The organism is Nocardia bovistercoris, assembly GCF_015674855.1.
Lineage (GTDB): Bacteria > Actinomycetota > Actinomycetes > Mycobacteriales > Mycobacteriaceae > Nocardia > Nocardia bovistercoris.
Map to the genome: position 1 here is coordinate 312,343 of NZ_JADMLG010000006.1, position 22,926 is coordinate 335,268.

A 22,926-nucleotide genomic window follows, 5' to 3' on the forward strand; every position below is an offset into this window, starting at 1 on the left:
CGAAACGAACGTCACGAAAGGGCCGACGCGTCGAACGCGTCGGCCCTTTCGGTGTTCGGACCTATCCGATCTCGGGCTCGGGAACGTGGAAGTGCGCGTCGCGCAACCGGAACGCTTCCTTGGTGCCGTGTTCGGCGCGGGTCTTCACGAAATTGAACTCACCGGGCGAGAACTGCAGATTCGTGCCGTAGGCGTGGAACAGATAACTGGCAACCTCCTCGCCCTGATACGCCTGGCTCTGCTCGACCCACCGGAACGCCTCCTTGGCGATGACGACGCCGTCGGCGGGCATCTTCGCGGCCTTCTCCGCCCAGTAGCGGGCCCGCGCGGTCACCGCGGCCGGATCGCAGGTCTCGGTGAAGACGCCGAGATGTTCCACCGCGGCGGCTTCGATGATGTCGCCGGTCAACAGCATTCGACGCGCCAGCACCGGGCCGAGGCGATGGAAGAACATGTGCAGGCTGCCCAGCGCAGGCCCGAGGAAACGGGTGGCGGGCATGCCGACGCGGGTGTCGCGAGCGATCACCGAGATATCGGTCATCAACGCCATCTCGAAACCCCCGCCGAGCGCGTAACCGCTGATCTCGCCGACGGTGACCTTCGGGAAGCCCAGGAAATTGTGGTAGAAGTCGAAGGATTTCCGGTCGACGGTGAGCCTGCGGCGCTGACTCGGCCTGCTCTTGGCGGGCCGGTCGCCGTTGGCTCCCTTTTCCCCGTTCGCCGACTTCCCGCCGTACCAGCCGTAGGCGTTGTTCATATCGGCGCCGGTGCTGAACACGCCTTCCGCGCCGCGCAGCAGCACCACCGTGATGTCGTCGTCCTCGGCGACCTCGTCCAGGAAACGCGCGATGCCGTCCCGCATGACGGCGTCGTAGGAATTGCGCTGCGCGGGATTGTTCAGTGTCACCGTCGCGATCCTGCGATCCGGGTCGACCTCGTAGAGCACGCGGCCGTCGGCGGCGCTGGAACTGGTCATCTGTCTCTTCCTTTACGTTCGCGGAGGGTGGTCGTTCCGGCGTTCAGCCGCGGACCGCGCGCTTGCCGTAGTGCACGGTGGCGAGCCGGTCCACCGGGCTGGCGACCGTGCGCACCAGCGCCGAACACAGCACCTCGCCCGCGCGCAGCAGGCGCGCGGTCGATTCGATGCCGCGCTCGACGAGCGTGCGTGTGATGTCGAAGTCCAACTCGACCAGGATCGGGGTCGGGCGGCGGTAGGTGATGTCCATCGACCGGGTCTTGCCCGACAGGCCGACCGCGCAGCTCTGATGCTGCACCACGGCGTCGAAGAAGACCCCGAGGAATCCGCCGTGCACGAGTCCGGGCGGGCCCTCGTGATTGAGCGGGAAGGTGATGCGCCCGCGCGCGGACTCCTCGTCGAGGTGGTCGAAGACGTATTCGGGGAAGCACGGGTTGAACGCGCCGATGTCGAAGGCGTGGTCGAGATAGACGCGCTGGTCGGGCGTGGCGTTCGCGCCGAATCTCGGGGCGGGGTCGGGTGCGACGGCGGCGGCGAGTTCCTGTTCGGTCTCGGCCACCCGTGCCAGCAGTTCGTCGACCGCCGGATGCGGATGTTCCAGCGAAAGCAGCAGCGCGCCGAGCCTGCGCAGTGCGGCGGCCGCGGCGACGGTCTGCGGCAGCGGCGTCTCCCCGAACGGCGGCACCCGCCTGGCCTCGGCCACCGCGCCCGACGTGGGCGCACTCCCGTTCTCGACCATCGGACCTCTTTCCACGATACTTCCGCAACCTTGGCAGACGGGCGGACGGTATTGTCTACTGTATCAGTAACAGTATGGGCGGTGATCGTCCCCGGACGATCTCCCGACGACCACGCTGTGATCAGGTTACGACCATCCCGCGCAGGAGGACTGAGCATGCCGTTCGACACCATCGGCTACGAGGTGACCGGGCATACGGCCACCATCACGCTGAACCGCCCGGACGCCCTCAACGCGCTGAGCCCGCACATGATCACCGAACTGCGCGCCGCCTACGCCGAGGCCGAGGCCGACGACAAGGTGTGGCTGCTGATCGTCACCGCGAACGGCCGGGCCTTCTGCACCGGCGCCGACGTCAAGGAGATTCCCGGCGACGGCAAGGTGATCAACGAGAAGCCCTACCTGTCGACCTACGAGCAGTGGGAGGCCCCGCAGGAGGGCACGCCGCCGTTCCGCACCATGACCAAGCCGATCCTGGTCGCGATCAACGGCATCTGCTGCGGCGCGGGCCTGGACTGGGTGACCACCGGCGATATCGTCATCGCCTCGGACAAGGCCACCTTCTTCGACCCGCACGTCAGCATCGGCCTGGTCGCGGGCCGCGAGGTGGTGCGGCTGGCGCGCGTGCTGCCGCGCACGGTGGCCCTGCGCATGGCGCTGATGGGCAAGCACGAGCGGATGAGCGCCCAGCGCGCCTACGAACTGGGCATGATCACCGAGGTCGTCGAACACGAGCGGCTGCTCGAACGCGCCAACGAGATCGGCGACATCCTCAACTCGAACGCGCCGCTGGCGGTGCGCGGGACCCGGCTGGCCATCGTCAAGGGCTTGGACCTGCCGATGCACGAGGCCGAGATGATGGCCGAATCCTTCCGCGAGCGGGTGGTCCGCACCGAGGACGCGTTCGAGGGACCGAGGGCGTTCGTCGAGAAGCGGACCCCGGATTGGCAGTGCCGATGACCGAATCGCCGGAGAGCGCGGCGCACAGCGCCTATCCCGACTACACGACGATCCTGATCGAGGTCGACGCCGCCGACAAGGTCGTCACCCTCACGCTGAACCGTCCCGAACGGCTCAACGCCTTCGACCGCACCATGTGCGAGGAGGTGCGCGACGCCTGGCACCGGATCAAACTCGACGACTCGGTCAACGCCGTGGTGCTGCGCGCGGCGGGAGAGCGCGCGTTCAGCGCCGGACTCGACATCAAGAAACCCTACGGACAGCCCGAAGGCATCTGGCACCACGAGGATCCGGGCGAGGCGCTCAGCCCCAAATGGCAGAAGATGTGGAAGCCGGTGGTGTGCGCGGTGCAAGGCATGTGCACGGCGGGCGCGTTCTACTTCGTCAACGAAGCCGACGTGGTGATCTGTTCGGAGGAGGCCACCTTCTTCGACTCGCACGTCTCGGCGGGCCTGGTGTGCGCGCTGGAGCCGATCGGGCTCATGCGCCGCGTCGGACTCGGTGAGACGCTGCGCATCGCGCTCATGGGCAACGACGAACGCGTCGGCGCGCCGACCGCGCTTCGCATCGGACTGGTCTCCGAGATCGTCACCCGCGAACAACTCTGGCCGCGCGCGCACGCCATCGCCGCCGCCATCGCGGCCAAACCGCCCACCGCGACCCAGGGCACGGTCAAGGCGATCTGGGAGTCGCTGGACAAGCCCTACCGCGCCGCACTCGACCAGGGCCTCATCTACACCCGGCTCGGCAATCCGATCGCCAAGGCCGAACTCGCCGCCGACGAGCGCCGGGCCGCTCCGACCGAACCGAGGATCCGCTGATGACCGCCGTGCACGACCATCCGCTGAGCAGGCGCGTCGCCGACGTGCTCGCCCTTTCCCCCGATTCGCCCGCCCTCGAATTCGAAGGGAACTGGCACACCATCGGCGCGTTGTCCGAGGCCGCGCACCGGATCCACGCGCGGATCGCGACGCCGGGGCCGGTGGGCATCCTGCTGCGCAACCGGCCCGAACACGTGGCCGCCTTCCTCGGCGTGCTGCTCGCGGGCGGCACCGTTGTGGTCATCAATCCCGCGCGCGGCGACGACCGTATCCGCGAGGACATCGCGGCGCTCGATCTGCCGCTGATCGTCGGCGGGCCCGAGGATCTGGCCGCGCTCGTCGCGCCCGGTCCGGCCACCCTCGCGATCACCGGACTCGCCGACGAACCGGTCTCGCATCCGTCGTCGAACGAGAAGCACTCGGCGACAACCAGTTCCGGTGTCGCCGTGCGCATGTTGACCAGCGGCACCACCGGTCCGCCGAAACGCGTCGACATCACCTACGACATGTTGGCGCGCAGCGTCATGGGTCGCGATCCCGACAGCGCGCCCGCCCCGACCGCGCCGCGCAAGGGCGTCGCGATCGTGAACGCGCCGCTCGTGCACATCGGCGGAGTCTTCCGGGTCCTGCAATGCGTCACCGAGGCAAGGCCTTTCGTCTTCCTGCCGAAATTCGACCTCGATCGGTGGGCCGAGGCCGTTCGCAAGCACCGCCCCGGCGCGGTGTCGCTGGTACCCGCCGCGCTGCGCATGGTGCTGCACTCGGACCTGCGCAAAGAAGACCTCGATGGCATCCGCGTCGTCACCTCGGGCACCGCGCCGCTCTCGGCCGCCGACACCGACGCCTTCCAGGACAAGTTCGGCATTCCGGTGCTGACTTCCTACGCCGCCACCGAATTCGGCGGCGGGGTCGCGGGATGGACCCTGCCCGATCACCAGAAGTTCTGGGATACCAAACGCGGCAGCGTCGGTCGCGCCAGCGGCGGTGCGCGGCTGCGCGTGGTCGGTGACGACGGCGCCGAACTCGGCGCGGACGAATCCGGGCTGCTCGAGGTCAAACCCGGTCAGCTCGGGTCGAATACCGACTGGATACGCACCACCGACATTGCCCGCATCGACGCCGACGGATTCCTCTGGATACTCGGGCGCGCCGATCAGGCGATCATCCGCGGCGGATTCAAGATCATGCCCGACGATGTGCGCACCGCCATCGAAACCCATCCCGCCGTGCGCGGCGCGTCCGTGGTCGCGCGGCCCGACGAGCGTCTCGGCGACACTCCCGTCGCCATGGTCGAACTGCGCGACGGGCGCGGCGCCGACGCCGCGGAGTTGACCGACTACCTGCGCACCCGCCTGGCCCGCTACGAGATCCCGACCGAGATCGCGATCGTCGAGGCCATTCCGCGCACCCCGTCGGGCAAGGCGGATTTGACGGCGGTCAAACGGCATTTCGGCGTGACCTCGGGGCGAGCATGACCGCCGGACCACGCACCCTCGGCCGGGTGCTGCGCGAGCGAGCCTCCGCCCATCCCGACCGAGCGCTGCTGATCTGCGACGAGGAACGGCTCGATTACGCCGCGGCGCGGAGTCGTTCGGCGCGGCTGGCTCGCGGACTGCTCGCCCTCGGTGCGGGCAAGGGCACCCACGTCGGGCTGTTGTATCCCAACGGGGCGGATTTCGTCGTGGCCGCGCTGGCGGCGGCGCGGATCGGCGCGGTCGTTGTGCCGTTCTCCACGCTCGCCACCGGGCCCGAGTTGCGTCGCCAACTGGTCGACGCCGATATCCGAATCCTGCTGGCGGTCGATGGCTTCCGTGGCCACGACTACGTCGAGCGGCTGAGCGCAATAGTCGGCGAGTCCCGATTCGAGGCCGGTGGGCGACTGCTCTGCCCCGAGGTCCCCCTCCTACGCCACCTCGTGATCAGCTACCGCGACAAGTCGGGCGGTGCACGCGATATCTCGCAACTCGACCGCGCGGCGGATTCGATCGAGGAGGCGCTGCTCACCGCCGTGGAGGACGACGTCGATGCCTCGGACGCACTGGCCATCGTCTACACCTCGGGCTCTACCGGGGACCCCAAAGGCGCCGTCCACACCCACGGCGCGCTCCTCGAGCAGCAACGCGAACTGAACACCGTGCGCGGACTCACCGACTCCGATGTGCTGTATTGCACGTCCCCGTTCTTCTGGATCGGCGGATTCGGTTTCGGCCTGCTGGCGACCCTCGTCGCTGGAGCGACGCTGGTGTGCTCGAACGCCACCGACGCCGGAGCCACCCTCGACCTGCTCGAGGCGACCCGCCCCACCGTCACCAACGGATTCGCCGCCGCCGTAACCCATCTCACCCGACACCCGAGTTTCGGCGAACGCGACCTGTCGAGCATGCGCCGCGGCAATCTGTACCCGATCATGGCCGCCGAGACCAGGCCGCGCGATCCGGAACTGCGCCACAACATGCTCGGTCTCACCGAGACCGGCGGCACGATGCTGCTCGACGCCGACGACCGCGATCAGCCCGAACATCGGCGCGGCTCCTTCGGAAAACCGGCTCCCGGCTTCGAGATCCGAGTGGTCGATCCCGAGACCGGCACGGCGACCCCCGGCGGTCAGGCAGGCGAATTGTGCGTGCGCGGACGGTATCTCACGCAGGGCTACTACGGACGCGGCCGCGAGGAGTGCTTCGACCCCGACGGCTGGTTCCACACCGGCGACCTGGTGCGCGTGGACGACGAAGGTTTCGTCTACTACCTCGGCAGGCGCGGGTCGATGATCAAGACCGCGGGGGCGAACGTCTCCCCCGTCGAGGTGGAGCGAGCCATTTCCCGCATCACCGACGCGGCGGCGCACGTCATCGGTCTCCCCGACCCCGAGCGCGGTGAACTGGTCGCGGCGGTGCTGGTGTCGACCGATGGAAGCGCCGTGGACACCGCCGAGCTGGGCGAGCGGCTGCGAGCCGAACTGTCGGCATACAAGATCCCCCGACGTTTCGTCTCGGTCCCCGCCGCCGAGGTGCCGCTGCTCGCGGGCGGCAAGATCGATATCCGACGACTCCGAAAGTTGTTCGATGCCTGAGCCCCTCGCACGCACCGTGGACGAACTGGTGCGCGCACGCGCCGTGACCGACGGCTCGTCCACCGCGATCATCGACCCGACCGACCGCCTGACCTACGCCGAACTCGACTCGACCACAGCGGAATTGGCGGCAGCCTTCCTCGACGCGGGCATCGGCAAAGGCACCCGGGTCGGCCTGATCATGCCCAACGGCATCGACTGGGTCCGCATCGCCATCGCCCTGACCCGCCTCGGCGCGGTCCTGGTGCCGCTGAGCACCTTGTTGAAGACTCCGGAGTTGTTGGCGCAGTTGCGAGTAGCGGCCGTCGAACACCTGATCGTGGTCGAGGAGTTCCGCGGCCACCGCTACCGCGACGGCCTGCACGACGCACTCGGCCTGCCCGAGGCGAACGCGCCCATCCGACACCCAGAACTCCCCGCGCTGCGTTCCCTGCGCACCGTCGAACAAGCGCTCGCGCTGCCCGCGTCACCGGAGGCCATCGCGGTCACTCTCGCCGCGACCGCCAGAGTCACCGCCGCCGACGCACTGGTGATCATGTTCACCTCCGGCAGCCGCGGCCTGCCCAAGGGTGTGATCCATTCGCACGGAAACGCTTTCGGCGCCGTGCGGTCCGGACTGCACGACCGCTGCATCGGCCGGGGCACCCGACTGTACCTGCCCATGCCCTTCTTCTGGGTCGGCGGTTTCGGCGGCGGCGTACTCTCTGCGTTATTGGCAGGCGCGACCCTGGTCACCGAGGAAATCCCCCGCCCGGAAACCACATTGCGCCTACTGGAACGAGAACAGGTCACCCTCTTCCGAGGCTGGCCCGACCAGGCCGAAGCACTGGCACGCCAAGCCGAAACCATCGGCGCCGACCTCTCCGCCCTCCGCCCCGGCAGCCTGGAAGCCCTGCTCCCACCCGCCCGACGCGCCCGTCCCGGCGCCCGCGCGAACCTGTTCGGCATGACCGAATCCTTCGGCCCCTACAGCGGTTACCCCGCCGACACCGACATGCCGGAATCCGCCTTCGGCAGCTGCGGCCGCCCCTTCGACGGCATGCAACTCCGCATCGCCGATCCCGACACCGCCGAACCACTACCCACCGGCGACATCGGCGAAATCCACCTACGCGGCCCCCACACCCTGCGCGGTATGTGCGGCCGCCCCCGCGAGGACCTCTTCACCCCCGACGGCTGGTACCGCACCGGCGACCTCGGCCGTCTCGACGACCACGGATTCCTCTTCTACCACGGCCGTTCCGACGACATGGTCAAGGTCAGCGGCGCGACGGTATACCCGAGCGAGGTCGAGAAGGCACTGCGCGGCATCGACGGCGTGCGCGGCGCGTTCGTCACCGACATCGACCTCGGCCGCGGAACGCAAGTGGCGGCCGCCGTGGTCCGCACCGGGTCCTCGACCGCCGCCGAACTTCGGGCTCGCGCACGAGAAGTACTCAGCGCTTTCAAGATTCCCACGATCTGGCTGCTGCTCGACTCCGACGACACGATTCCGCGCGGCACCACCGGCAAGGTCGACGTCGTCGGTCTACGCGCGCTGCTCACCCGCGAGGGCCGCACCGCCGAGACGGTGTCCGGCACCCGCGCGGTGTGAGTGGCGATACCCGGGCGAGTCCACCACCGCACCTTTCGCGACAGCGACGGTCGGAGCTCGTACTCAACGGTGACGGCTCGGGTCGATGACCGCTCCGGCGCTCTGCCCGAGTAACGAGCCACGCAATTTGGCCATGTAATTGTTCCAGTGGGTTTGAGCGGCGTCGCCGTCCCCGGCGGCGATGAGTTCGATGAGTCGCTCATGTGAGCGGATGGTGCGTCTGCGCGCGGTCGGGGGTTCGTCGCCGCCCCGAGTGAGCACGTCGGTGATCGCCCGAGCGATCACCTCGTTGAGCATCTCGCAGACGAGGATCAGTGTCTGGTTTCCCGCGAGGAGGATGATTTCGCTGTGGAAGCGGATCATCGCGTCGGTGCAGGCCAAAGGATCGTCGATGGTTCGTTTCTGCTCGAGAACGATGTCGCGTAGCCGATTCGCCGCACCCCGGTGGCCGCGTCCGATGGCGACCATGCGCACCGCCGCGGGTTCGATGACCGCGCTGGCGTCGAAGACGTCGGCCAGGGCGACGCTGCGCGATTGCAGCACCAGCGCCGCCGCCCGTGCGGTCATGCGCTGATCGGGCCTGCGAACGATCACTCCGCCGAGGGCGCCGCGCACGATGGAGATCAGGCCGTCGGCCTCGAGGATGCGAAGGGCCTCGCGCAAGGACGGCCGCGACACGTCGAAGCGTGCACGCAACCCGGCTTCGGTACCCAGCGATTCGCCTTCGTTCAGGTCGCCGCCGACGATGAGTGTCCGCAACTGCGCCGCCACCTGCATCGGCTTGTTCGTCGAGGGGCCTGCGGCGGTGACCGGGTCGTCGGCCGACGTTCGCTTGTCCACGTTCCTCCCTCTGCCTGACCTGAGCGAATCCCCTCGAAGCCGGGGCCCGCGCCGGATACGATCGGGGCCGGACGCGCGTCGAGTGCGTCCGCCGAAACAATCGTCCGATATTTGTAGCAGTCCCGGTCGCTCTGCTGTTCTCGACGGGCATTCTTCGATGACACGTCGCCGCGGCGGCGGTCTCGTGGATCGACGCGGGTATTCGCCCCCGCGAGCTCCCGATCTCGGTCCGGCATGCTCGGGATCGGCGTCGACCGACCGCGAACAGTCGTGGATATTCGCCGCCCGCGCGCCTCGTCGGCGACCGATCGGGCAGGGCGACACAGAGCCGGGAAAGCGACGACATCGGGCCTGATACCCACTCTCGTTTCTGAAATATCTAGAGGTATACGTGCGGTTTTCGGTCGGGCGAGACAAGGCATCGCAACGATCAGGCGATAGCCCAGATCTCCGGCCACCGAGCGCGGCAGGAGTGTTCAGCGTACCGACTACAACTCTTCCGGAGGGGTTTGTCCTTTGAAATATGTTGGGTTACAAGTTTATTCAGATGAAACTTAAGACACCTTGTTGCCGGTTGACATGCGGACCCACCTCCCTTCGGACACGTCGATGCCAGTCCGTTGGGCGCTGCGGACAAGTTCGAAGCCAGGGGATGCGAACCGCCACGGGTTCATCAAACATCTACATGAATCCATGGACGGTTGCATATCCCTTACGGTATGTTCCTCGACAGATCCCAATTGTCAGACAATTTTCGGCCCGGGTTCGGCCCGGTCTACGGCATCCCGCAAGGAGTCCCGACGACCGGCCTCGACTCGGACGTCGGTGGCGGCGGCCACACGTCTGCCGCCCCCTTCGGCGATGCCGACCTCGGCGGCACGGCCCTCGTGCTCGTATCCGACAAGTCCGTCGTGACCATCGCACGGACTCCTCGAACAAGGAGGTTCGATGTCGACGATTGAACTCCGCGGCACCGCGATCGACCAGCTATCGGTGGCCGGTGTGCTGCGTCGCAACGGCGCGGAGACCGTCCTGTCGAGTATCGCGACATCGGGCCGTTTCCTGCGAATGGCGGTGCGCGCTGTCGAACTGGGCGCGCTCGACGCGCTACACCTGCGGTTCCGTGTCGGTGAGACGCTCACCCAGGCGTGGTTCCTGTTGAAGGTCACCGTCGTACCCAGCGTGCTGATGGCGATTCCCTTCGGTGTCATCGTTTCCGCTCAGGTCGGGAATATCGTGTCCCAGCTGGGAGCCGATTCGATGATCGGCGCCGCGGGCGGACTGGGGGTGGTCAAGCAGGGGGCGCCCATGGCGACCGCGCTGCTGCTCGGCGGCGCGGGCGCCGCGGCGATCGCCGCGGACCTCGGCGCGCGCACGATTCGTGAGGAAGTCGACGCCATGCGGGTGATGGGCGTCGATCCGATTCGGCACCTGGTGGTTCCGCGCGTGGTTGCCATGCTGCTCGTGGCGCCGATGCTCAATGCCTTGATCCTCGCCGTCGGCATCGCGTCCGGCTATCTGGTCGCGGTCACCACCCTCGACGTGACGCCGGGCAGCTACTGGGAATCGTTCGGAGCTTTCACCACCGTCACCGATGTCTGGGTCTCGCTGGTCAAATCCATGATCTTCGGGATGCTGGTCGTACTGGTCGCCTGCCAGCGCGGCCTCGAAGCCAAGGGCGGGCCGCGCGGAGTCGCCGACGGCGTGAACGCCGCGGTCGTGCTGTCGGTGGCCGCGGTCGTTGTCCTGAATACGGCCATCACCCAGGTCGTGACGATGTTCTTCCCGGCGAGGCTGGGCTGATGACCGCGTCGGTGTATCGGCCGCCCGGATTACGCGGACTCGCGGCGCTGCGCCGTCGGATGCGCCCCCTCGTGGCCTTCGAGTCGGTCGGGTTCGTCGTCGGATTCTGTTGGCAGGTCGTGGCATCGCTGCCGTACACGTTCGTGCGCTACCGGCGCCAGACGCTGAGCGCGGTCACCGACATGACTTGGGGACGAGGTTCGGTGGTCGTCGGCGGTGGTGTCGTGCCCCTGATGCTGCTCCTCGGTGTGTCTATCGGCGCGTCGATCGGCATCGAGGCGTTCGGCACCCTCGACCTGCTGGCACTCGGGCAGCTCAGCGGTCTCATCTCGGCCGTCGGCGTCACCCGGGAACTCGCGCCCATCGCCGCCGGAGTCGGTTTCGCGGCGCAGGCCGGATGCCGCATGACCGCCGAGATCGGTTCCATGCGTATCTCCGAGGAGATCGATGCCTTGGAATCTCTGGCCGTGCGGTCGGTGCCGTTCGTGGTGACCACCCGGGTGATAGCGGGCCTCGTCGCGGTGACCCCCGCGTTCGTGGTGGCGCTGATTCTGAGCTATCTGTCCTGCGAACTCGTCGTCACCACGATCCACGGCACGCCCGAGGGGACCTACGAGCACTACTTCGACCAGTTCGTCGCGACCTGGGATGTGATCGCGGCGACCATCAAGGTGATGGTCTTCGCGGTCGCCGTGGTGCTGATCCACTGCTATCAAGGCTTTTTCGCGCGCGGCGGGCCCGAAGGAGTCGGCATCGCCTCCGGGCGGGCGATCCGCGCCAGCTTCGTGTCGATCATCGCACTCGACATGATCCTGACCATTCTGCTGTGGGGATTCCGGTCCCCGATCACATTCGGCGGGTGACACTGTGCCTGAATACGGATTTCCCGGGGCCGAGGTCGGCCCACGTCGCGCTCGCGTGCTCGGTTTCGGCACCGTCCTGCTCGTCGCCGTGGTCTGGAGCGGGCTGCGCGCGGTCCCCGACAGCGGCCCCGAGGACGCCGTGCACCTCACCTTGGTCACCGAACGAATCGGAGCGGGGGTCGAGACAGGCACGGACGTCCGGGTCGACGGAGTGCGGGTGGGGGCGGTCGCCGCGATCACGGTGGACGCGCGGGGGCATCAGCGTATCGAGCTCGGCTTGGACGGATCCGAAGTCGCCGATCTCACCGACGCGCTCGGCGTCGACTACGCGCCGTCGAATCTGTTCGGCATCACCGCGTTGCAACTGCGCTCGGGTGCGGGTGGCGCACCACTGCGCCGGGACACGGTCATCGATCTGACGAGTGACTCGACGCGGGTGCGTGACGCGACTCTTTCCACCTTGTTGCACTCGACCGGTCAGCTCACCGATGAAGTCCTCACTCCGGCCCTCACCGACCTGCTGGACCGGACGGCGCGTGATCTCGATGCGTTCATGCCGCTCCTCGAAGCGATCGCGGTGACGGCTCGCGCGGTATCGGAGACTCGTCAGGCGCCGACTTCGGTGCTGCTGGATCGATTCGGCGCCGCGCTCGCAGGCATGCCGCCGATGCTGACCGGCGGCATGGGGGTGCTCTATTCGGTCTACACCAACGACTATTTCGAGGATCCAGAGCAGTTGATCCGCTACCGTGACACGTTCTCCGCCGTCCAGACCCAGTTGCTGCCGAGTGTTACTCGGCTGCTCGGCACCGCAGGCAGCCAATTCGCCACATCGTTACCTGTCCTGACGGTCCTGTTCGATGCGATCGCCTCTTCGGTCGGTACACCCGAGCGTTCATTCCAGGAACTCGGTGAGCTCCTCGACCGCCTGGATGCGGCATTCCGCGACACACCGACCGGCCCGGCCTTGGCGGTCCGGGCGGAACTGGATTTGGCGCCGGGGTTGGCGATTCCGCTGCGAGCACTGGTCGAGGGCGGCCACGGCACACCGGGGGGCAGGTGATGTCGAAACGTTCGCTGCTCCTACGGCTCGTTGTCGCCGCCGTGCTCACCGTCGTCATCGTGACGGGGATCCTGCGCGTCATCGATGCACCGGTGACCGGGGACGTCGACACCTACACCGCCGAATTCACCGATGTCAACGGGCTGCGCTCGGGTGACGACGTGCGCGTCTACGGATTCAGGGTCGGCAAGGTGGTGACGGTCGAACTCGACGGATCGCTCGCGCGGGTCCGCTTCACGGTCGCGCGGGATCGTCCGGTGTTCGACGAGTCCAGGATCGCGGTCCGATTCCAGGATCTCACCGGCTTCCGCTATCTCGCCGTCCAGCAGCCCGAACAACCCGGCTCGCGCCGAGACCCCGGCGCTGTGATCGGTATCGACCGCACGGTTCCCGCCTTCGACGTCACCACGCTGTTCAACGGCCTACAGCCCGTTCTCGCGCAACTCTCGCCGGAACAGATCAATCGGTTCGCCTCGAACATGCTCGCGGTGCTGGAAGGCGACGGAACCGGACTCGGTCCTGCACTGGACGCGATCGGTGAACTGAGCAAACATGTTTCGGACCGACAAGCGCTGATCACGCTGCTGGTGAGCAACCTCGGGCAGGTGTCCGAGCACCTCGGCGGCAAATCCGCGAACGCGATGGCGTTGCTGGCCAACCTGACCGCGCTGTTCGCCACCCTGACCGAGAAGCTCAGCGGATTGGTCGATTTCGCGAACATCATCCCGGCGGTGCTGACACCACTGCGCGACATCCTGAAGGTGCTCGGCATCACCGGCCTACCCGACCGAGATCTGGACAGGCTGCTGCGCAACGCGTTTCCCGCGCCGCAGCAGGCCGCCGAGGTGCTCGGCAGGTTGCCCGGTGTGCTCCAGACGCTGGCCTCGACCGTGCCGGTGACCGGACCCGAAGCCGCAGTGTCCAGTTCCCACGGTGTCGCCGTGGCCCCCGCACCGCTGCAAGTATTCATCGCCGGACAAGGGGTAAGACTGTGCAACTCGTGAGTCGGTCCCGGCCGCGGCGTCGTCGTGCCGGTGACCCGCGGCGCTCCGACACCGTCGCCGCGGATCTGCGTTGGGGATTGGCGGGATTCGGCTGTGTCATCGCTCTCGTCGTCGCGATCGGCGGGGTTCGCGTCCTCGGCGGCGCGAGCGAGCACCTCTACACCGCCGACATGAGTGAAGCGGGATTCATCCGAGTCGGGGACGACGTCCGGGTCGCTGGCATCCCCGTCGGCGAGGTGCGCTCGCTGAGCTTGCGCTCGGATCGGGTCCGTGTCGAATTCAGCGTCGCCGACACGGTTTTCGTCGGCAGCCGGACCACGCTCGCGGTCCGCATGCTGACCGTCGTCGGCGGCTACTACCTGGCCGTGCTGCCCGACGGCGCCGAACCACTCGGGTCCGATGTCATCGCCCCCGAACAAGTGCGACTGCCCTACAACCTCACCCAGGTGTTCCAGGACGCGATCGAGCCGGTACGTCGGATCGATTCCGGTGAGCTACGCCGCAGTCTCGACGCCGTGGCCACCTCCCTCGACGCGGGCCCCGGCTCCCTCGCGGCTGTCCTCGACGCGACACAAGTACTGGCCACCACCCTGGATCGGCAGAACGCCGATATCTCCCGCACGCTGACGGTCGCCGACGAGTACCTCACGGCGATGGACGCGAACACCGAGACCATGGGCAGGCTGCTCAGCACCTTCGCCACCTTGGAGACGATCATCGCCGACAACCATGTCCAGGTCGGTCGGGTACTCGACGATCTGGCCGCGGTGCTGCACGGCCTGACCCCGCTCGGACGCGCGTGGGACGCGTCCTTGCGTGAGCGAGCACAGCCGTTGGCCGCGGCGGTTCCGCGGCTCGAGGAATTGGCCGCCCGTTTGGGCGCTCTACTGGAGTCGCTGCGATCGTTCGAGCAGCGCCTACTCACGGTGGCGTCTCCGCAAGGCGGCCTGGCGATCGACCAGTCGGCGGCAACGCTGCGGGTGGGCGGCATCTGTGTGCCGATCCCGGGAGGGAACTGCTGATGCTGAAACGCCTGCTGGGAGCCAGGGGATTCATGTCCGCGGCAGTGGTGCTCACGGTCGTCGTGATCGCCGTGGTCGGGTTCCGCCTCGCGCGGCCGACTCCCGAGATGCGCGGGTACTGCGCGGAAATGCCGGACAGCATCGGGCTGTATGTCGGAAGCGCCGTCACCGTGCTCGGGGTGCCGATCGGGCGCGTCACCTCGATCAGACCCAACGGCGGCACCGCGCACGTCGAGTTCTCGATTCCGGCCCAGCGTCGACTTCCGACGGACGTGGGAGCGGTGACCGTCAGCGACAGTATCGTCGCCGACCGCAAATTGGCTCTCATCGGACCGGAACCCTCAGGCCCCGAATGGGATTCCGGCCGGTGTATCACCAACACGCTGACACCGCGGAGTCTGTCGCAGACCTTCGACGCCCTCAGCGAACTCGTCGCGCAACTCGACGGCGGCGACGCGACCACCCGACCCGGAGCCCTGAACGCGCTGGCCGAGGCCACCGCCGGATCCGCCGAGTCGATCAATACCCTGATCCTGCGACTGGGCAGCGCGCTGGACGCCCCGGACGCGGCGATCGGACATCTCGGCGCCCTCCTCGACAGAATGGCCGAACTGGCGCGCAAGGCCAACCTGCGCTGGCCCGAGATCGAGACCTCGGTCTCCGGACTGCCCCGGGCGTTCATCGATATCAACGAGCACATCATCGCGCCGATCGAATTGCTGGTCGACAGCATCGCCGAAGTGTTGCCGCAGGGCAACGACCTGATCAGGATGCTCGGATCGCCGGGCCTGCGGGCCATCGATGGCTTCTCGAATCTGCCGCGACTGTTGTCGGTCGGCATCGGCTCATTGACGGAGATCGTCCGGATGACACCCGCGATCACGACCGCCTTCGCGACCGCAGTCGATCCCGCCACCGGCCAAGTGGTCACCGGATACACCCCCGCCCACCTCGAGTTGCCGCAACACGAGGCGAGCGCCGTCTGCGCGGCGCTGCGTTCGATCACCGAACAGCAGTGCCGAGTCTCCGCGACCGGAGCCACCGAAATCCCCGCCCTACCCCTGCTGTTGGAAGCGGTGAGCGCCCGATGAGAACGTTCACGACCCACCGCGCCCGGCCGGGAACGCGGGTCGCCCTGATCGCCGTGTTGATGTCGATCGCCACCGGCTGCGGCTTCCAACCGGCGCAGGTGCCGATACCCGGCAGCGGACCCGGTGGCCCCACCTATCGTCTGCACGTCGAGTTCGCCGACATCTTGAATCTGCCGCAAGGAGCCCCGGTCATCGCCGACGGGGTGGAAATCGGACAGTTGACGGGATTGCGAATCGTCGATCCGGCCGCCGGAGTCGACGGTCGTCCCGGTCGACCCGGACACGTCGTGGCCGACCTCGCCATCCGCGACTCCGTGCGACTGGCATCCGGTACGACGGCGGGTTTGCGGCAGGCTACGCCACTGGGTGCGGTGTACATCGCACTCACCACACCGACGAACGCCACATCGAACCGTCTGGAATCCGACGCGACCATCCCGCTCGCCGACACCGATCCGGCCCCGCCCATCGAAGACATCCTCGCCGGGCTTGCGGCATTCGTGAACGGCGGGGCGATCACCGACCTCCAGCACATCGTCGGACGATTCAACGCGATCCTGCCCGACGACACCACCGAGACCGCGCGCGTCGCCTCGGATCTCGGCGCCGATCTGACCGACCTGGCCGACCATCTCGACTCCGTCGACACCGTGCTGAACGGGATGCGGGCGACCATCGACGAGGGAATCCTGCGCAACGCGACCACCATCGACGAACTGCTGACCCCCTGGGGAGTGCAACACACCACCGACGGCGTCAACGCCTCCATCCAGGTGCTCTACATGTTGACCGCCCTCGGCCCGATCGGCGACAACGCGGTCTGGGCGGCGCCACTGGTGAACTCACTCGACGGGGCGGCCCGCGCGGTCGTGCCGATGCTCTTCGGCGCCCATCCCCTCGACGCGGGCACGCCGTCGAATCTGGGGAAACTGACCGATCTGATCCAGAACAAGGTCATCCCCTTCACCGAGCACGGCCCGAAGATCGACGTCCTCGATGTCACGGTCGCCGACGATTCGACATCCTCGCGTTCCGCGCAGACCGATCGCATCCTCGACACCCTTCGCATGATCGGAGTACTGCGATGACCGCCCGATCACTGTTCTCGCTGGCCTCGGTCGGCCTCGTGCTGGTCCTCGGCGTCACCTACATGACCACGAACGTGCTCGGCATCGATCCGAGGCGGCACTACATCAGCGTGGAATTGCGACTCGACAATTCCGGCGGCCTCGGCGCCGACGCACCTGTCCTGCTCAAAGGCACCCGGGTCGGTCACGTCGACGCGGTCCGCCGACACGATCGAAAGGTACAGGTGGGCCTGCGTATCGACAGCCGCTACCGCATTCCGGTCTCGAGCCTGGTTCGGATCGAACAACTGTCCGCCCTCGGCGAGCCCTACGTCGAATTCGATCCCGCCGACGACCGCGGCCCCTATCTCGAGGACGGCCGAACGGTGTCCGCCGACCGAACACGAGCCCCCGCGACCATCACCACCCTGTCGGTGCGGATGGTCGAGCTACTCGACGGGATCGACCCGGACGCGATGGCGCAGCTGGTCGGCACCTTTCAGCGTGCGCTCGCCGGCACCGACGCCGCCATGGCGACACTGCGCCGTTCGGCGGCGCTGCTGGCGGCGACCATCCTCAGCCGCAAGGACTCCGTTCGCCGAATGCTGGCCGACATCCAGTCCATGGGAACCGACATCGCCTGGCTCGGACCGTCATTGGCCGAAGCGGGTCCGCAATTCGGACGCTTCGGCGAAGCGTTGAGCACCGTCATCCAATCGGCGTCGGAATTCATCGAAGCCCGCCCGACCTCCGACTACTTCACCGGCGACGGAATGGTGCCGTTTCTCGACGAATTGACCGCACTCGTCGAAGAACTCGGGCCGGAGGTCGCGCGCACCGTCCCCGCGCTGCTTCCGACACTCACCGAGGCGGTCGCCCATACCCCCGCCATCGATATCAGCGACCTGATCCGCCAAGCCCTGCTCGGGGTGAGCGACGACGGCGCGCTGCGATTCCGCATCGCCATCAAATGACCCCGCCGCCTCGGAAGGAACATCGACCATGAACACGGCTGCCACCGTACCGACCGAAACCACGAAGACCAGTGACGACGAACCGGCCCCGAAGTCCACGCCACCCGCCGCGCGCACCCTGTCGCTGCGGTGGTCCACCATCGTGATCTCGGCCGCGCTCGTCGTTCTGCTGGCGGCGGTGGTGACCCTCGGCTCGTTGTACTGGTCGGCGCGCTCCACGATCGCCGATCGCGACGCACACGCCGCCGCCGAACAACGCGCCGAGAAGATCGCCACCGACTATGCCGTGGGGGCGTCGACCATCGAATATCGTGATCTCCCAGCCTGGTTCGTCCGACTCAAATCCGGCACGAGCCCCCAACTCGGCGCGAAGTTCGACGCCACCTCACCCCAGCTCGAACAGATCCTGCTGCCACTGCGATGGACGTCGAAGGCGACACCGCTCTCGGCCACCGTCCTCTCCGAGTCCGGCGGGATCTACACCGTGAACGCCTATCTCGACGTGACATCGACCAGCGCGCAGACGCCCGACGGAACCCACGCCACCGTCACCTACTCCGTCGTCGTCGACAGCAACGCCGACTGGAAGATCACCGACGTCGGCGGTCTGCAAGCGGCGTTGCCCGCCAAGTGATCACCCATCTCGACAGTGGTGTGCTCCTGCGTCGGCGACGGATCGTTCAGCCGGGCGCTTCGGTCCGGCGCATCGGATCGGGAACCGACGGCTCCGGTTCGCCACCGAGTTTGCGCAGCGTGGCGATACAGGCGTGCAACTCCTCCAGCGATACCCCCGATGCCTTGGCCCGGAAGAACGATTGCAGACCACGCAACGATTCCTGTTGCGCGGCAAGACCTCGCGGGGTCACCTCCAGTCTGATGACCCGACGATCGGCGGGCGAGGCCGTGCGCCGCAACAATCCGGCGACCACGAGTTTCTCCACATCGGAGGTGATCGTGCTCGGCAGCACGGCCAGATATTCGGCCAACAGTTTCGGGCGGTCCAGACCCGCGAAGACGAGAAAGAGGATGCCGAGCGCGCGTTCGGAGATCCCGTTCCTCCGCGCCACCGGCAGGGTCATGTTCGCGATCACCCGCCGGATATCGGTCACGGCGCCGAGCAGCTCGATGATGTCGTTCTCGCCCGCGGCGCCCATGGAGTCGGTCACGGACGGGCAGCCTACTCCATAATTCGAACTGTTCATTATCTGAACTATTCATGTTAGTCTTCTTTTCGAAGCCAGAGTCGACTCTCGCGTGGACCACCGTGGAGCATCATGAAATCTTCTGAAACACAACGAGTTCCGGCGATCGACAAGGCCGCCGCCACCCCGGGCGCCACCCGATGGTCGTGGAAAGCCTTCGCCGGGTGGATATTCGGCGCGGTCGCGGTCGTCACCGTGCTGGTGACCTCCGAGAAGCACGGACCGGCCTCCCCGGACAACCTCGACCCGGACGGAGCGGGGAAGCCGCTGCCCGTCGAGCCGCTGTTGTCCGGGTTCGACTGGGTGAACGCGGGTCAGATCGCGGCCCTGGTCCTGTTCCTGGCCACCATCGTCGCCGTGGTCTGGGGTTGGCGGCGCCATCCCGGGCATCCGGTTCTCCTGATGGTGATCGCCTCGAGCACGCTGTTCGTGCTCGACCCGTACAACAACTGGGCGATCGGCCTGGTCTACAACCCGCGCCTGTGGCACTTCCCCCGGGACTGGCCGTGGCTCAATATATCTCCGATCATCGAGCCGCTCACCTCGTTCGTCTACGCGCCCTACATCCTGCTCCCGTACTTCGTGACGATGCCGATCCTGCGGGCCGTCCAACGACGCCGCGCTCCGGAGTCCTTCGTCTGGCGGCACCCGTTGATCTCGCTGGCGGCGCTGACCTTCGTCTGCGGGGTGATCTGGGACGCCGCCCAGGAGATCCTCCTGGTGCGCACCCAGTTCCTGACCTACACCCATGTCATCGACTTCGGCACCCTCGACGCGGGCAAAAACAGCCAGTTCCCGTTCCTGATGGCCAGTCTGCTGATCACCGTGGTGATGATTCCCGCGTCACTGCTGCTCTACCGCGACGACAGCGGGCGGTCACAGGCCGAGAAGATCGCCCGACGCTTCAACCTCCACACCCGCCACCCCAGGTTGGCCACCTTCCTGGTGATGGCGGTGGCGCTGAACATCGCAATGTTCAGCTTCAGCACCTCGTTCTGGGTGGTCCGCGCGACCGGCGCGGCATCCACCGTGGCCTGCCCATGGCCCTACCCGACAGCGAAGACCTGGGATCCGCACGGACTCTACGAATCCCAGGGCGCCCCCGGGCCGTTCACCGCGGGCGCCGCGAGCACCTGGCAGGTCGGACAGCCCGACGGACGCCCGTCGCCGGTCGCCGTCGAGTCCGATCGGTGCGACCCCGACCGCTGACATGACGGCCCGATCCTCGTCCGTGGCCCCGGCCTCGGACCCTCGAATCGCCGCACCCGAATCCCGAAGCTGCCGAAAGCCGTTCCGCTCGAAGAGGACTGATGACACTGACCGACGACCACACTGTGCTCGCGAGCTCGAAGACGCCGTTCTACCAGGCGGTCGGCGACGAGAGGGAGGTCTTCCGCGCCGCGGCGGGCCGAGGTCTGCCGGTGCTGCTGAAGGGTCCGACGGGTTGCGGGAAGACGCGATTCGTGGAGGCGATGGCGGCCGAGCTCGGTCGCGAACTGATCACCGTGGCCGGGCACGAGGACATGACATCCGCGGATCTGGTGGGCCGTTTCCTGCTGAAGGGCGGCGAAACGGTATGGGTGGACGGGCCTTTGACGCGGGCCGTGCGCGCGGGCGCCGTCTTCTACCTGGACGAGGTGGTCGAGGCCCGCCAGGACACCACCGTGGTGATCCATCCGCTCGCCGATCACCGTCGTGAGCTTCCGGTCGACCGGCTCGGCACGACGGTGCCCGCCGCGCCCGGGTTCCACCTGGTGATCTCCTACAACCCCGGCTATCAGAGTGTGCTCAAGAGCCTCAAGGAATCGACGCGACAGCGGTTCGTCGCCATCGAACTCGGGTTCCCGCCGCAGGCGATCGAGGTCGAGGTGATCGCCCACGAGGCCGGGATCGATGAACAGACCGCCCGTGTCCTGGTGACCCTCGGCAACGCCATCCGCGGTCTGGACGGGATCTCGCTGCGCGAGGTGGCCTCGACCCGGATGCTGATCCTCGCGGGCGGCCTGATCGCGGAAGGGCTGAGTCCACGCAGCGCTGTTCGGTCGGCCGTCGTACAAGCGCTGTCCGACGATCAAGACGTCAATCGCGCGCTCGGCGAACTCGTCGACGCGATCCTGCCCCGATCATGACCACCGCGGACCCGGACAGCCCGGCCAGGTTCCGGTTGCTGGCAACCTTCGTGGCGGGCCGACCGGTCGAGGTAGCGCCCGCACCGAAGGCAAAGGCCGCTTACACCACCGGCCGGACCATCTTCCTCACGCCCGGACTGCCCGTGACCGAACAACGACGCGAATTACTGGTCCAAGCCGCGCTGCTCGGCGCGGGAAGCCTGCATCCGCGTCTGGTACGACCACTGCGGCGACGTCCCGCACTGGCCCGTCGCTACCTGGCCCTGGAAGGGCGCCGCGCGCTCGCCGGCTTGGCGGGCACGATTCCGCTCGCCGCCGAGCTGAGCCTCGGCACGCGAGCGTGGACAGCGACCTGCGACGAATCGTTGGCGATGGCCCGTGGACGGCGCTCGGTCCCGGACCCGCCGCACTGGTTCGGCGTGATCCGCCCCGCCCGCCTGCTCGCCACCACCGCAGGGCCCGGTACCCGGCCCAACGGCGCGCCCGGCTTGGGCTTCGAACCACCGCCCGAGGACGACGCGGACGAGGGCGAAGGGCCCGACCGGCGCGAGATCGCGAATCAGGACACGAGTCCGCTGTTCATGCCACGGACTCTGATGGACCTGATCCGCGGACGACGCGGCGGCCGAATGGCCGGGCGTGGGCCCGCGGGCGCCGGTGCGGTGCACGCGGTACGCCGGGCCCGGCTCACCGGGACCCAGGTGCGCCCCGCGCCGACGCGGCGGCGGCGCGCCGAAGGCAAGCCCGTCGCCGGTGCGAGCGGCGCTCTGTATCCGGAATGGGACGTCCACCGGGACCGATACCGCATCGACTGGTGCCGGGTCGTCGACCACCCGTTGGAGATCGAGCCCGCGCCCGCCACCGAGATCGCCTTCGATGATGTACTGCTTCGCCGCCTGGCCCGGATCGGTCAGGGTCTCGAGGTGGTGCGCGGTCGCCCCGACGGAGACGAACTCGACCTCGACGCCATGACCGATCTGCTCATCGATCTGCGTTCGGGCCACTCGCCCCACGAACACGTCTACAGCGAACGTCGCAAACGGCATCGTGATCTCGGCGTCTTGATCCTGCTCGACGCGTCCGGCTCGGCCACCGACTCCGACTCCGAAGGGCGCACCGTGCACGACCACCAGCGCCGCGCAGCGGCCACACTCGCCCACACCCTGGAGGAGCTCGGCGACCGTGTCGCCGTCTACGCCTTCCGCTCACACGGCCGCCACACCGTGCACCTCCCGGCCGTGAAGACATTCGGACAACGGTTCGGCGCCACCCAGCGCGCACGACTGGACCAACTCCGACCGTCCGGCTACACCCGCCTCGGAGCCGGACTCCGCGCGGCGGGCGAGATTCTCCGGAGTCGAGCGGAAACGAACAATCGCCTGCTGGTCCTGCTGTCCGACGGGCTGCCCTACGAGGACGGCTACGAAGGCATCTACGCCGAGGCCGACGTCGGCACGGCACTCGAGGAACTGCGCGCCGAGGGCGTCGGTTGCCTGTGCCTGTCCCTGGGCGGCGGCGCCGACCTCGAAGCGCTCCAACGCGTCTTCGGCTCAGCGAGTTACGCCACTGCCCGCACTCTCGCCGAACTGAGTCCGCGCATGGACGAAATATTCCTGTCCTGCCTGCGGGCGGCGAGCGCGCGCGGAAGAGACGGGACGTGATCGGCGGGACCGGCCGACCGAGGACATCGGGCCATCGATCGGTGTCG

The 22,926-nt window shown here is 67.7% G+C and carries 22 protein-coding genes; 18 read left to right on the forward strand and 4 right to left on the reverse strand.

All coding sequences use genetic code 11. The features are described 5' to 3' along the window. Positions 1 to 61: 61 nt before the first annotated feature. Positions 62 to 976: an enoyl-CoA hydratase/isomerase family protein gene (locus tag IT779_RS17090; protein ID WP_196150305.1), complete on the reverse strand. Its 915-nt coding sequence runs from the start codon at positions 974 to 976 to the stop codon at positions 62 to 64. Between the two features lie 43 nt (positions 977 to 1,019). Continuing rightward, entirely contained in the window at positions 1,020 to 1,715 is a 696-nt protein-coding gene (locus IT779_RS17095; protein ID WP_232541815.1) for a hotdog family protein, read from the reverse strand. 156 nt (positions 1,716 to 1,871) lie between these two features. Between IT779_RS17095 and IT779_RS17100 the strand changes: the two genes are divergently transcribed. The 5 genes from IT779_RS17100 to IT779_RS17120 are packed head-to-tail and all read left to right on the forward strand — an operon-like array spanning position 1,872 to position 8,160. Beyond that, positions 1,872 to 2,675, forward strand: coding sequence for an enoyl-CoA hydratase/isomerase family protein (locus IT779_RS17100; protein ID WP_196150306.1), 804 nt, complete (start codon positions 1,872 to 1,874; stop codon positions 2,673 to 2,675). Beyond that, positions 2,672 to 3,496: an enoyl-CoA hydratase/isomerase family protein gene (locus IT779_RS17105; RefSeq protein ID WP_196150307.1), complete on the forward strand. Its 825-nt coding sequence runs from the start codon at positions 2,672 to 2,674 to the stop codon at positions 3,494 to 3,496. Before IT779_RS17100 ends, IT779_RS17105 begins: the two co-directional genes overlap by 4 nt. After that, positions 3,496 to 4,971, forward strand: coding sequence for a class I adenylate-forming enzyme family protein (locus IT779_RS17110; protein ID WP_198428586.1), 1,476 nt, complete (start codon positions 3,496 to 3,498; stop codon positions 4,969 to 4,971). Before IT779_RS17105 ends, IT779_RS17110 begins: the two co-directional genes overlap by 1 nt. Next, positions 4,968 to 6,566: a class I adenylate-forming enzyme family protein gene (locus tag IT779_RS17115; RefSeq protein WP_196150308.1), complete on the forward strand. Its 1,599-nt coding sequence runs from the start codon at positions 4,968 to 4,970 to the stop codon at positions 6,564 to 6,566. The genes IT779_RS17110 and IT779_RS17115 overlap by 4 nt, the downstream gene beginning before the upstream one ends. Next, complete coding sequence (locus tag IT779_RS17120; RefSeq protein ID WP_196150309.1) at positions 6,559 to 8,160, forward strand: class I adenylate-forming enzyme family protein; 1,602 nt, start codon at positions 6,559 to 6,561, stop codon at positions 8,158 to 8,160. Before IT779_RS17115 ends, IT779_RS17120 begins: the two co-directional genes overlap by 8 nt. Before the next feature lie 63 nt (positions 8,161 to 8,223). On the opposite strand, the gene IT779_RS17125 is transcribed toward IT779_RS17120, so the two are convergent. Further along, positions 8,224 to 9,000 carry a FadR/GntR family transcriptional regulator gene (locus IT779_RS17125; protein ID WP_332838840.1) on the reverse strand — a complete coding sequence of 259 codons (777 nt, stop codon included), beginning with the start codon at positions 8,998 to 9,000 and terminating at the stop codon, positions 8,224 to 8,226. Between the two features lie 719 nt (positions 9,001 to 9,719). On the opposite strand from IT779_RS17125, the gene IT779_RS17130 reads away from it, so the two are divergent. From IT779_RS17130 to IT779_RS17175, 10 genes are read left to right on the forward strand one after another with little or no spacing between them, the layout of a single operon-like run. Then, positions 9,720 to 9,962, forward strand: coding sequence for a hypothetical protein (locus tag IT779_RS17130; RefSeq protein ID WP_196150310.1), 243 nt, complete (start codon positions 9,720 to 9,722; stop codon positions 9,960 to 9,962). Next, a complete protein-coding gene (locus tag IT779_RS17135) occupies positions 9,949 to 10,803 on the forward strand; it encodes an MlaE family ABC transporter permease (protein WP_196150311.1) in 855 nt (284 codons plus the stop codon). Before IT779_RS17130 ends, IT779_RS17135 begins: the two co-directional genes overlap by 14 nt. Then, entirely contained in the window at positions 10,803 to 11,666 is an 864-nt protein-coding gene (locus IT779_RS17140; protein ID WP_196150312.1) for an ABC transporter permease, read from the forward strand. The genes IT779_RS17135 and IT779_RS17140 overlap by 1 nt, the downstream gene beginning before the upstream one ends. A 4-nt stretch (positions 11,667 to 11,670) precedes the next feature. Then, a complete protein-coding gene (locus IT779_RS17145; protein ID WP_196150313.1) occupies positions 11,671 to 12,729 on the forward strand; it encodes an MlaD family protein in 1,059 nt (352 codons plus the stop codon). Continuing rightward, entirely contained in the window at positions 12,729 to 13,733 is a 1,005-nt protein-coding gene (locus IT779_RS17150; RefSeq protein ID WP_196150314.1) for an MlaD family protein, read from the forward strand. Before IT779_RS17145 ends, IT779_RS17150 begins: the two co-directional genes overlap by 1 nt. Then, a complete protein-coding gene (locus IT779_RS17155) occupies positions 13,730 to 14,755 on the forward strand; it encodes an MlaD family protein (protein WP_196150315.1) in 1,026 nt (341 codons plus the stop codon). The genes IT779_RS17150 and IT779_RS17155 overlap by 4 nt, the downstream gene beginning before the upstream one ends. After that, a complete protein-coding gene (locus IT779_RS17160; protein ID WP_196150316.1) occupies positions 14,755 to 15,846 on the forward strand; it encodes an MlaD family protein in 1,092 nt (363 codons plus the stop codon). Before IT779_RS17155 ends, IT779_RS17160 begins: the two co-directional genes overlap by 1 nt. Further along, positions 15,843 to 16,934, forward strand: a complete 1,092-nt coding sequence (locus IT779_RS17165) for an MlaD family protein (protein WP_232541816.1) — start codon at positions 15,843 to 15,845, stop codon at positions 16,932 to 16,934. The genes IT779_RS17160 and IT779_RS17165 overlap by 4 nt, the downstream gene beginning before the upstream one ends. Beyond that, a complete protein-coding gene (locus IT779_RS17170) occupies positions 16,931 to 17,887 on the forward strand; it encodes an MlaD family protein (protein ID WP_196150317.1) in 957 nt (318 codons plus the stop codon). Before IT779_RS17165 ends, IT779_RS17170 begins: the two co-directional genes overlap by 4 nt. Before the next feature lie 28 nt (positions 17,888 to 17,915). Next, positions 17,916 to 18,521: a hypothetical protein gene (locus tag IT779_RS17175; protein ID WP_198428587.1), complete on the forward strand. Its 606-nt coding sequence runs from the start codon at positions 17,916 to 17,918 to the stop codon at positions 18,519 to 18,521. A gap of 46 nt (positions 18,522 to 18,567) precedes the next feature. On the opposite strand, the gene IT779_RS17180 is transcribed toward IT779_RS17175, so the two are convergent. After that, positions 18,568 to 19,053, reverse strand: coding sequence for a MarR family winged helix-turn-helix transcriptional regulator (locus IT779_RS17180; protein ID WP_196150318.1), 486 nt, complete (start codon positions 19,051 to 19,053; stop codon positions 18,568 to 18,570). Between the two features lie 108 nt (positions 19,054 to 19,161). On the opposite strand from IT779_RS17180, the gene IT779_RS17185 reads away from it, so the two are divergent. The 3 genes from IT779_RS17185 (at position 19,162) to IT779_RS17195 (ending at position 22,879) form a co-directional block, all read left to right on the forward strand. Further along, positions 19,162 to 20,298, forward strand: coding sequence for a spirocyclase AveC family protein (locus tag IT779_RS17185; RefSeq protein ID WP_196150319.1), 1,137 nt, complete (start codon positions 19,162 to 19,164; stop codon positions 20,296 to 20,298). Positions 20,299 to 20,399: 101 nt separating this feature from the next. After that, positions 20,400 to 21,218, forward strand: a complete 819-nt coding sequence (locus IT779_RS17190) for a CbbQ/NirQ/NorQ/GpvN family protein (RefSeq protein ID WP_196150320.1) — start codon at positions 20,400 to 20,402, stop codon at positions 21,216 to 21,218. Next, positions 21,215 to 22,879, forward strand: coding sequence for a nitric oxide reductase activation protein NorD (locus IT779_RS17195; RefSeq protein ID WP_196150321.1), 1,665 nt, complete (start codon positions 21,215 to 21,217; stop codon positions 22,877 to 22,879). The genes IT779_RS17190 and IT779_RS17195 overlap by 4 nt, the downstream gene beginning before the upstream one ends. Positions 22,880 to 22,926: the final 47 nt, after the last annotated feature.

What these genes read in the sequence shown, in the direction of transcription:
- IT779_RS17135 (WP_196150311.1), top strand. Translation starts at nt 9,949, where the DNA reads ATGTCGACGATTGAACTCCGCGGCACCGCGATCGACCAGCTATCGGTG.
- IT779_RS17190 (WP_196150320.1), top strand. Translation starts at nt 20,400, where the DNA reads ATGACACTGACCGACGACCACACTGTGCTCGCGAGCTCGAAGACGCCG.
- IT779_RS17100 (WP_196150306.1), top strand. Translation starts at nt 1,872, where the DNA reads ATGCCGTTCGACACCATCGGCTACGAGGTGACCGGGCATACGGCCACC.
- IT779_RS17175 (WP_198428587.1), top strand. Translation starts at nt 17,916, where the DNA reads ATGAACACGGCTGCCACCGTACCGACCGAAACCACGAAGACCAGTGAC.
- IT779_RS17090 (WP_196150305.1), bottom strand. Translation starts at nt 976, where the DNA reads ATGACCAGTTCCAGCGCCGCCGACGGCCGCGTGCTCTACGAGGTCGAC.
- IT779_RS17185 (WP_196150319.1), top strand. Translation starts at nt 19,162, where the DNA reads ATGAAATCTTCTGAAACACAACGAGTTCCGGCGATCGACAAGGCCGCC.
- IT779_RS17110 (WP_198428586.1), top strand. Translation starts at nt 3,496, where the DNA reads ATGACCGCCGTGCACGACCATCCGCTGAGCAGGCGCGTCGCCGACGTG.
- IT779_RS17120 (WP_196150309.1), top strand. Translation starts at nt 6,559, where the DNA reads ATGCCTGAGCCCCTCGCACGCACCGTGGACGAACTGGTGCGCGCACGC.
- IT779_RS17130 (WP_196150310.1), top strand. Translation starts at nt 9,720, where the DNA reads ATGTTCCTCGACAGATCCCAATTGTCAGACAATTTTCGGCCCGGGTTC.
- IT779_RS17160 (WP_196150316.1), top strand. Translation starts at nt 14,755, where the DNA reads ATGCTGAAACGCCTGCTGGGAGCCAGGGGATTCATGTCCGCGGCAGTG.
- IT779_RS17105 (WP_196150307.1), top strand. Translation starts at nt 2,672, where the DNA reads ATGACCGAATCGCCGGAGAGCGCGGCGCACAGCGCCTATCCCGACTAC.
- IT779_RS17165 (WP_232541816.1), top strand. Translation starts at nt 15,843, where the DNA reads ATGAGAACGTTCACGACCCACCGCGCCCGGCCGGGAACGCGGGTCGCC.
- IT779_RS17150 (WP_196150314.1), top strand. Translation starts at nt 12,729, where the DNA reads ATGTCGAAACGTTCGCTGCTCCTACGGCTCGTTGTCGCCGCCGTGCTC.
- IT779_RS17195 (WP_196150321.1), top strand. Translation starts at nt 21,215, where the DNA reads ATGACCACCGCGGACCCGGACAGCCCGGCCAGGTTCCGGTTGCTGGCA.
- IT779_RS17170 (WP_196150317.1), top strand. Translation starts at nt 16,931, where the DNA reads ATGACCGCCCGATCACTGTTCTCGCTGGCCTCGGTCGGCCTCGTGCTG.
- IT779_RS17115 (WP_196150308.1), top strand. Translation starts at nt 4,968, where the DNA reads ATGACCGCCGGACCACGCACCCTCGGCCGGGTGCTGCGCGAGCGAGCC.
- IT779_RS17140 (WP_196150312.1), top strand. Translation starts at nt 10,803, where the DNA reads ATGACCGCGTCGGTGTATCGGCCGCCCGGATTACGCGGACTCGCGGCG.
- IT779_RS17095 (WP_232541815.1), bottom strand. Translation starts at nt 1,715, where the DNA reads ATGGTCGAGAACGGGAGTGCGCCCACGTCGGGCGCGGTGGCCGAGGCC.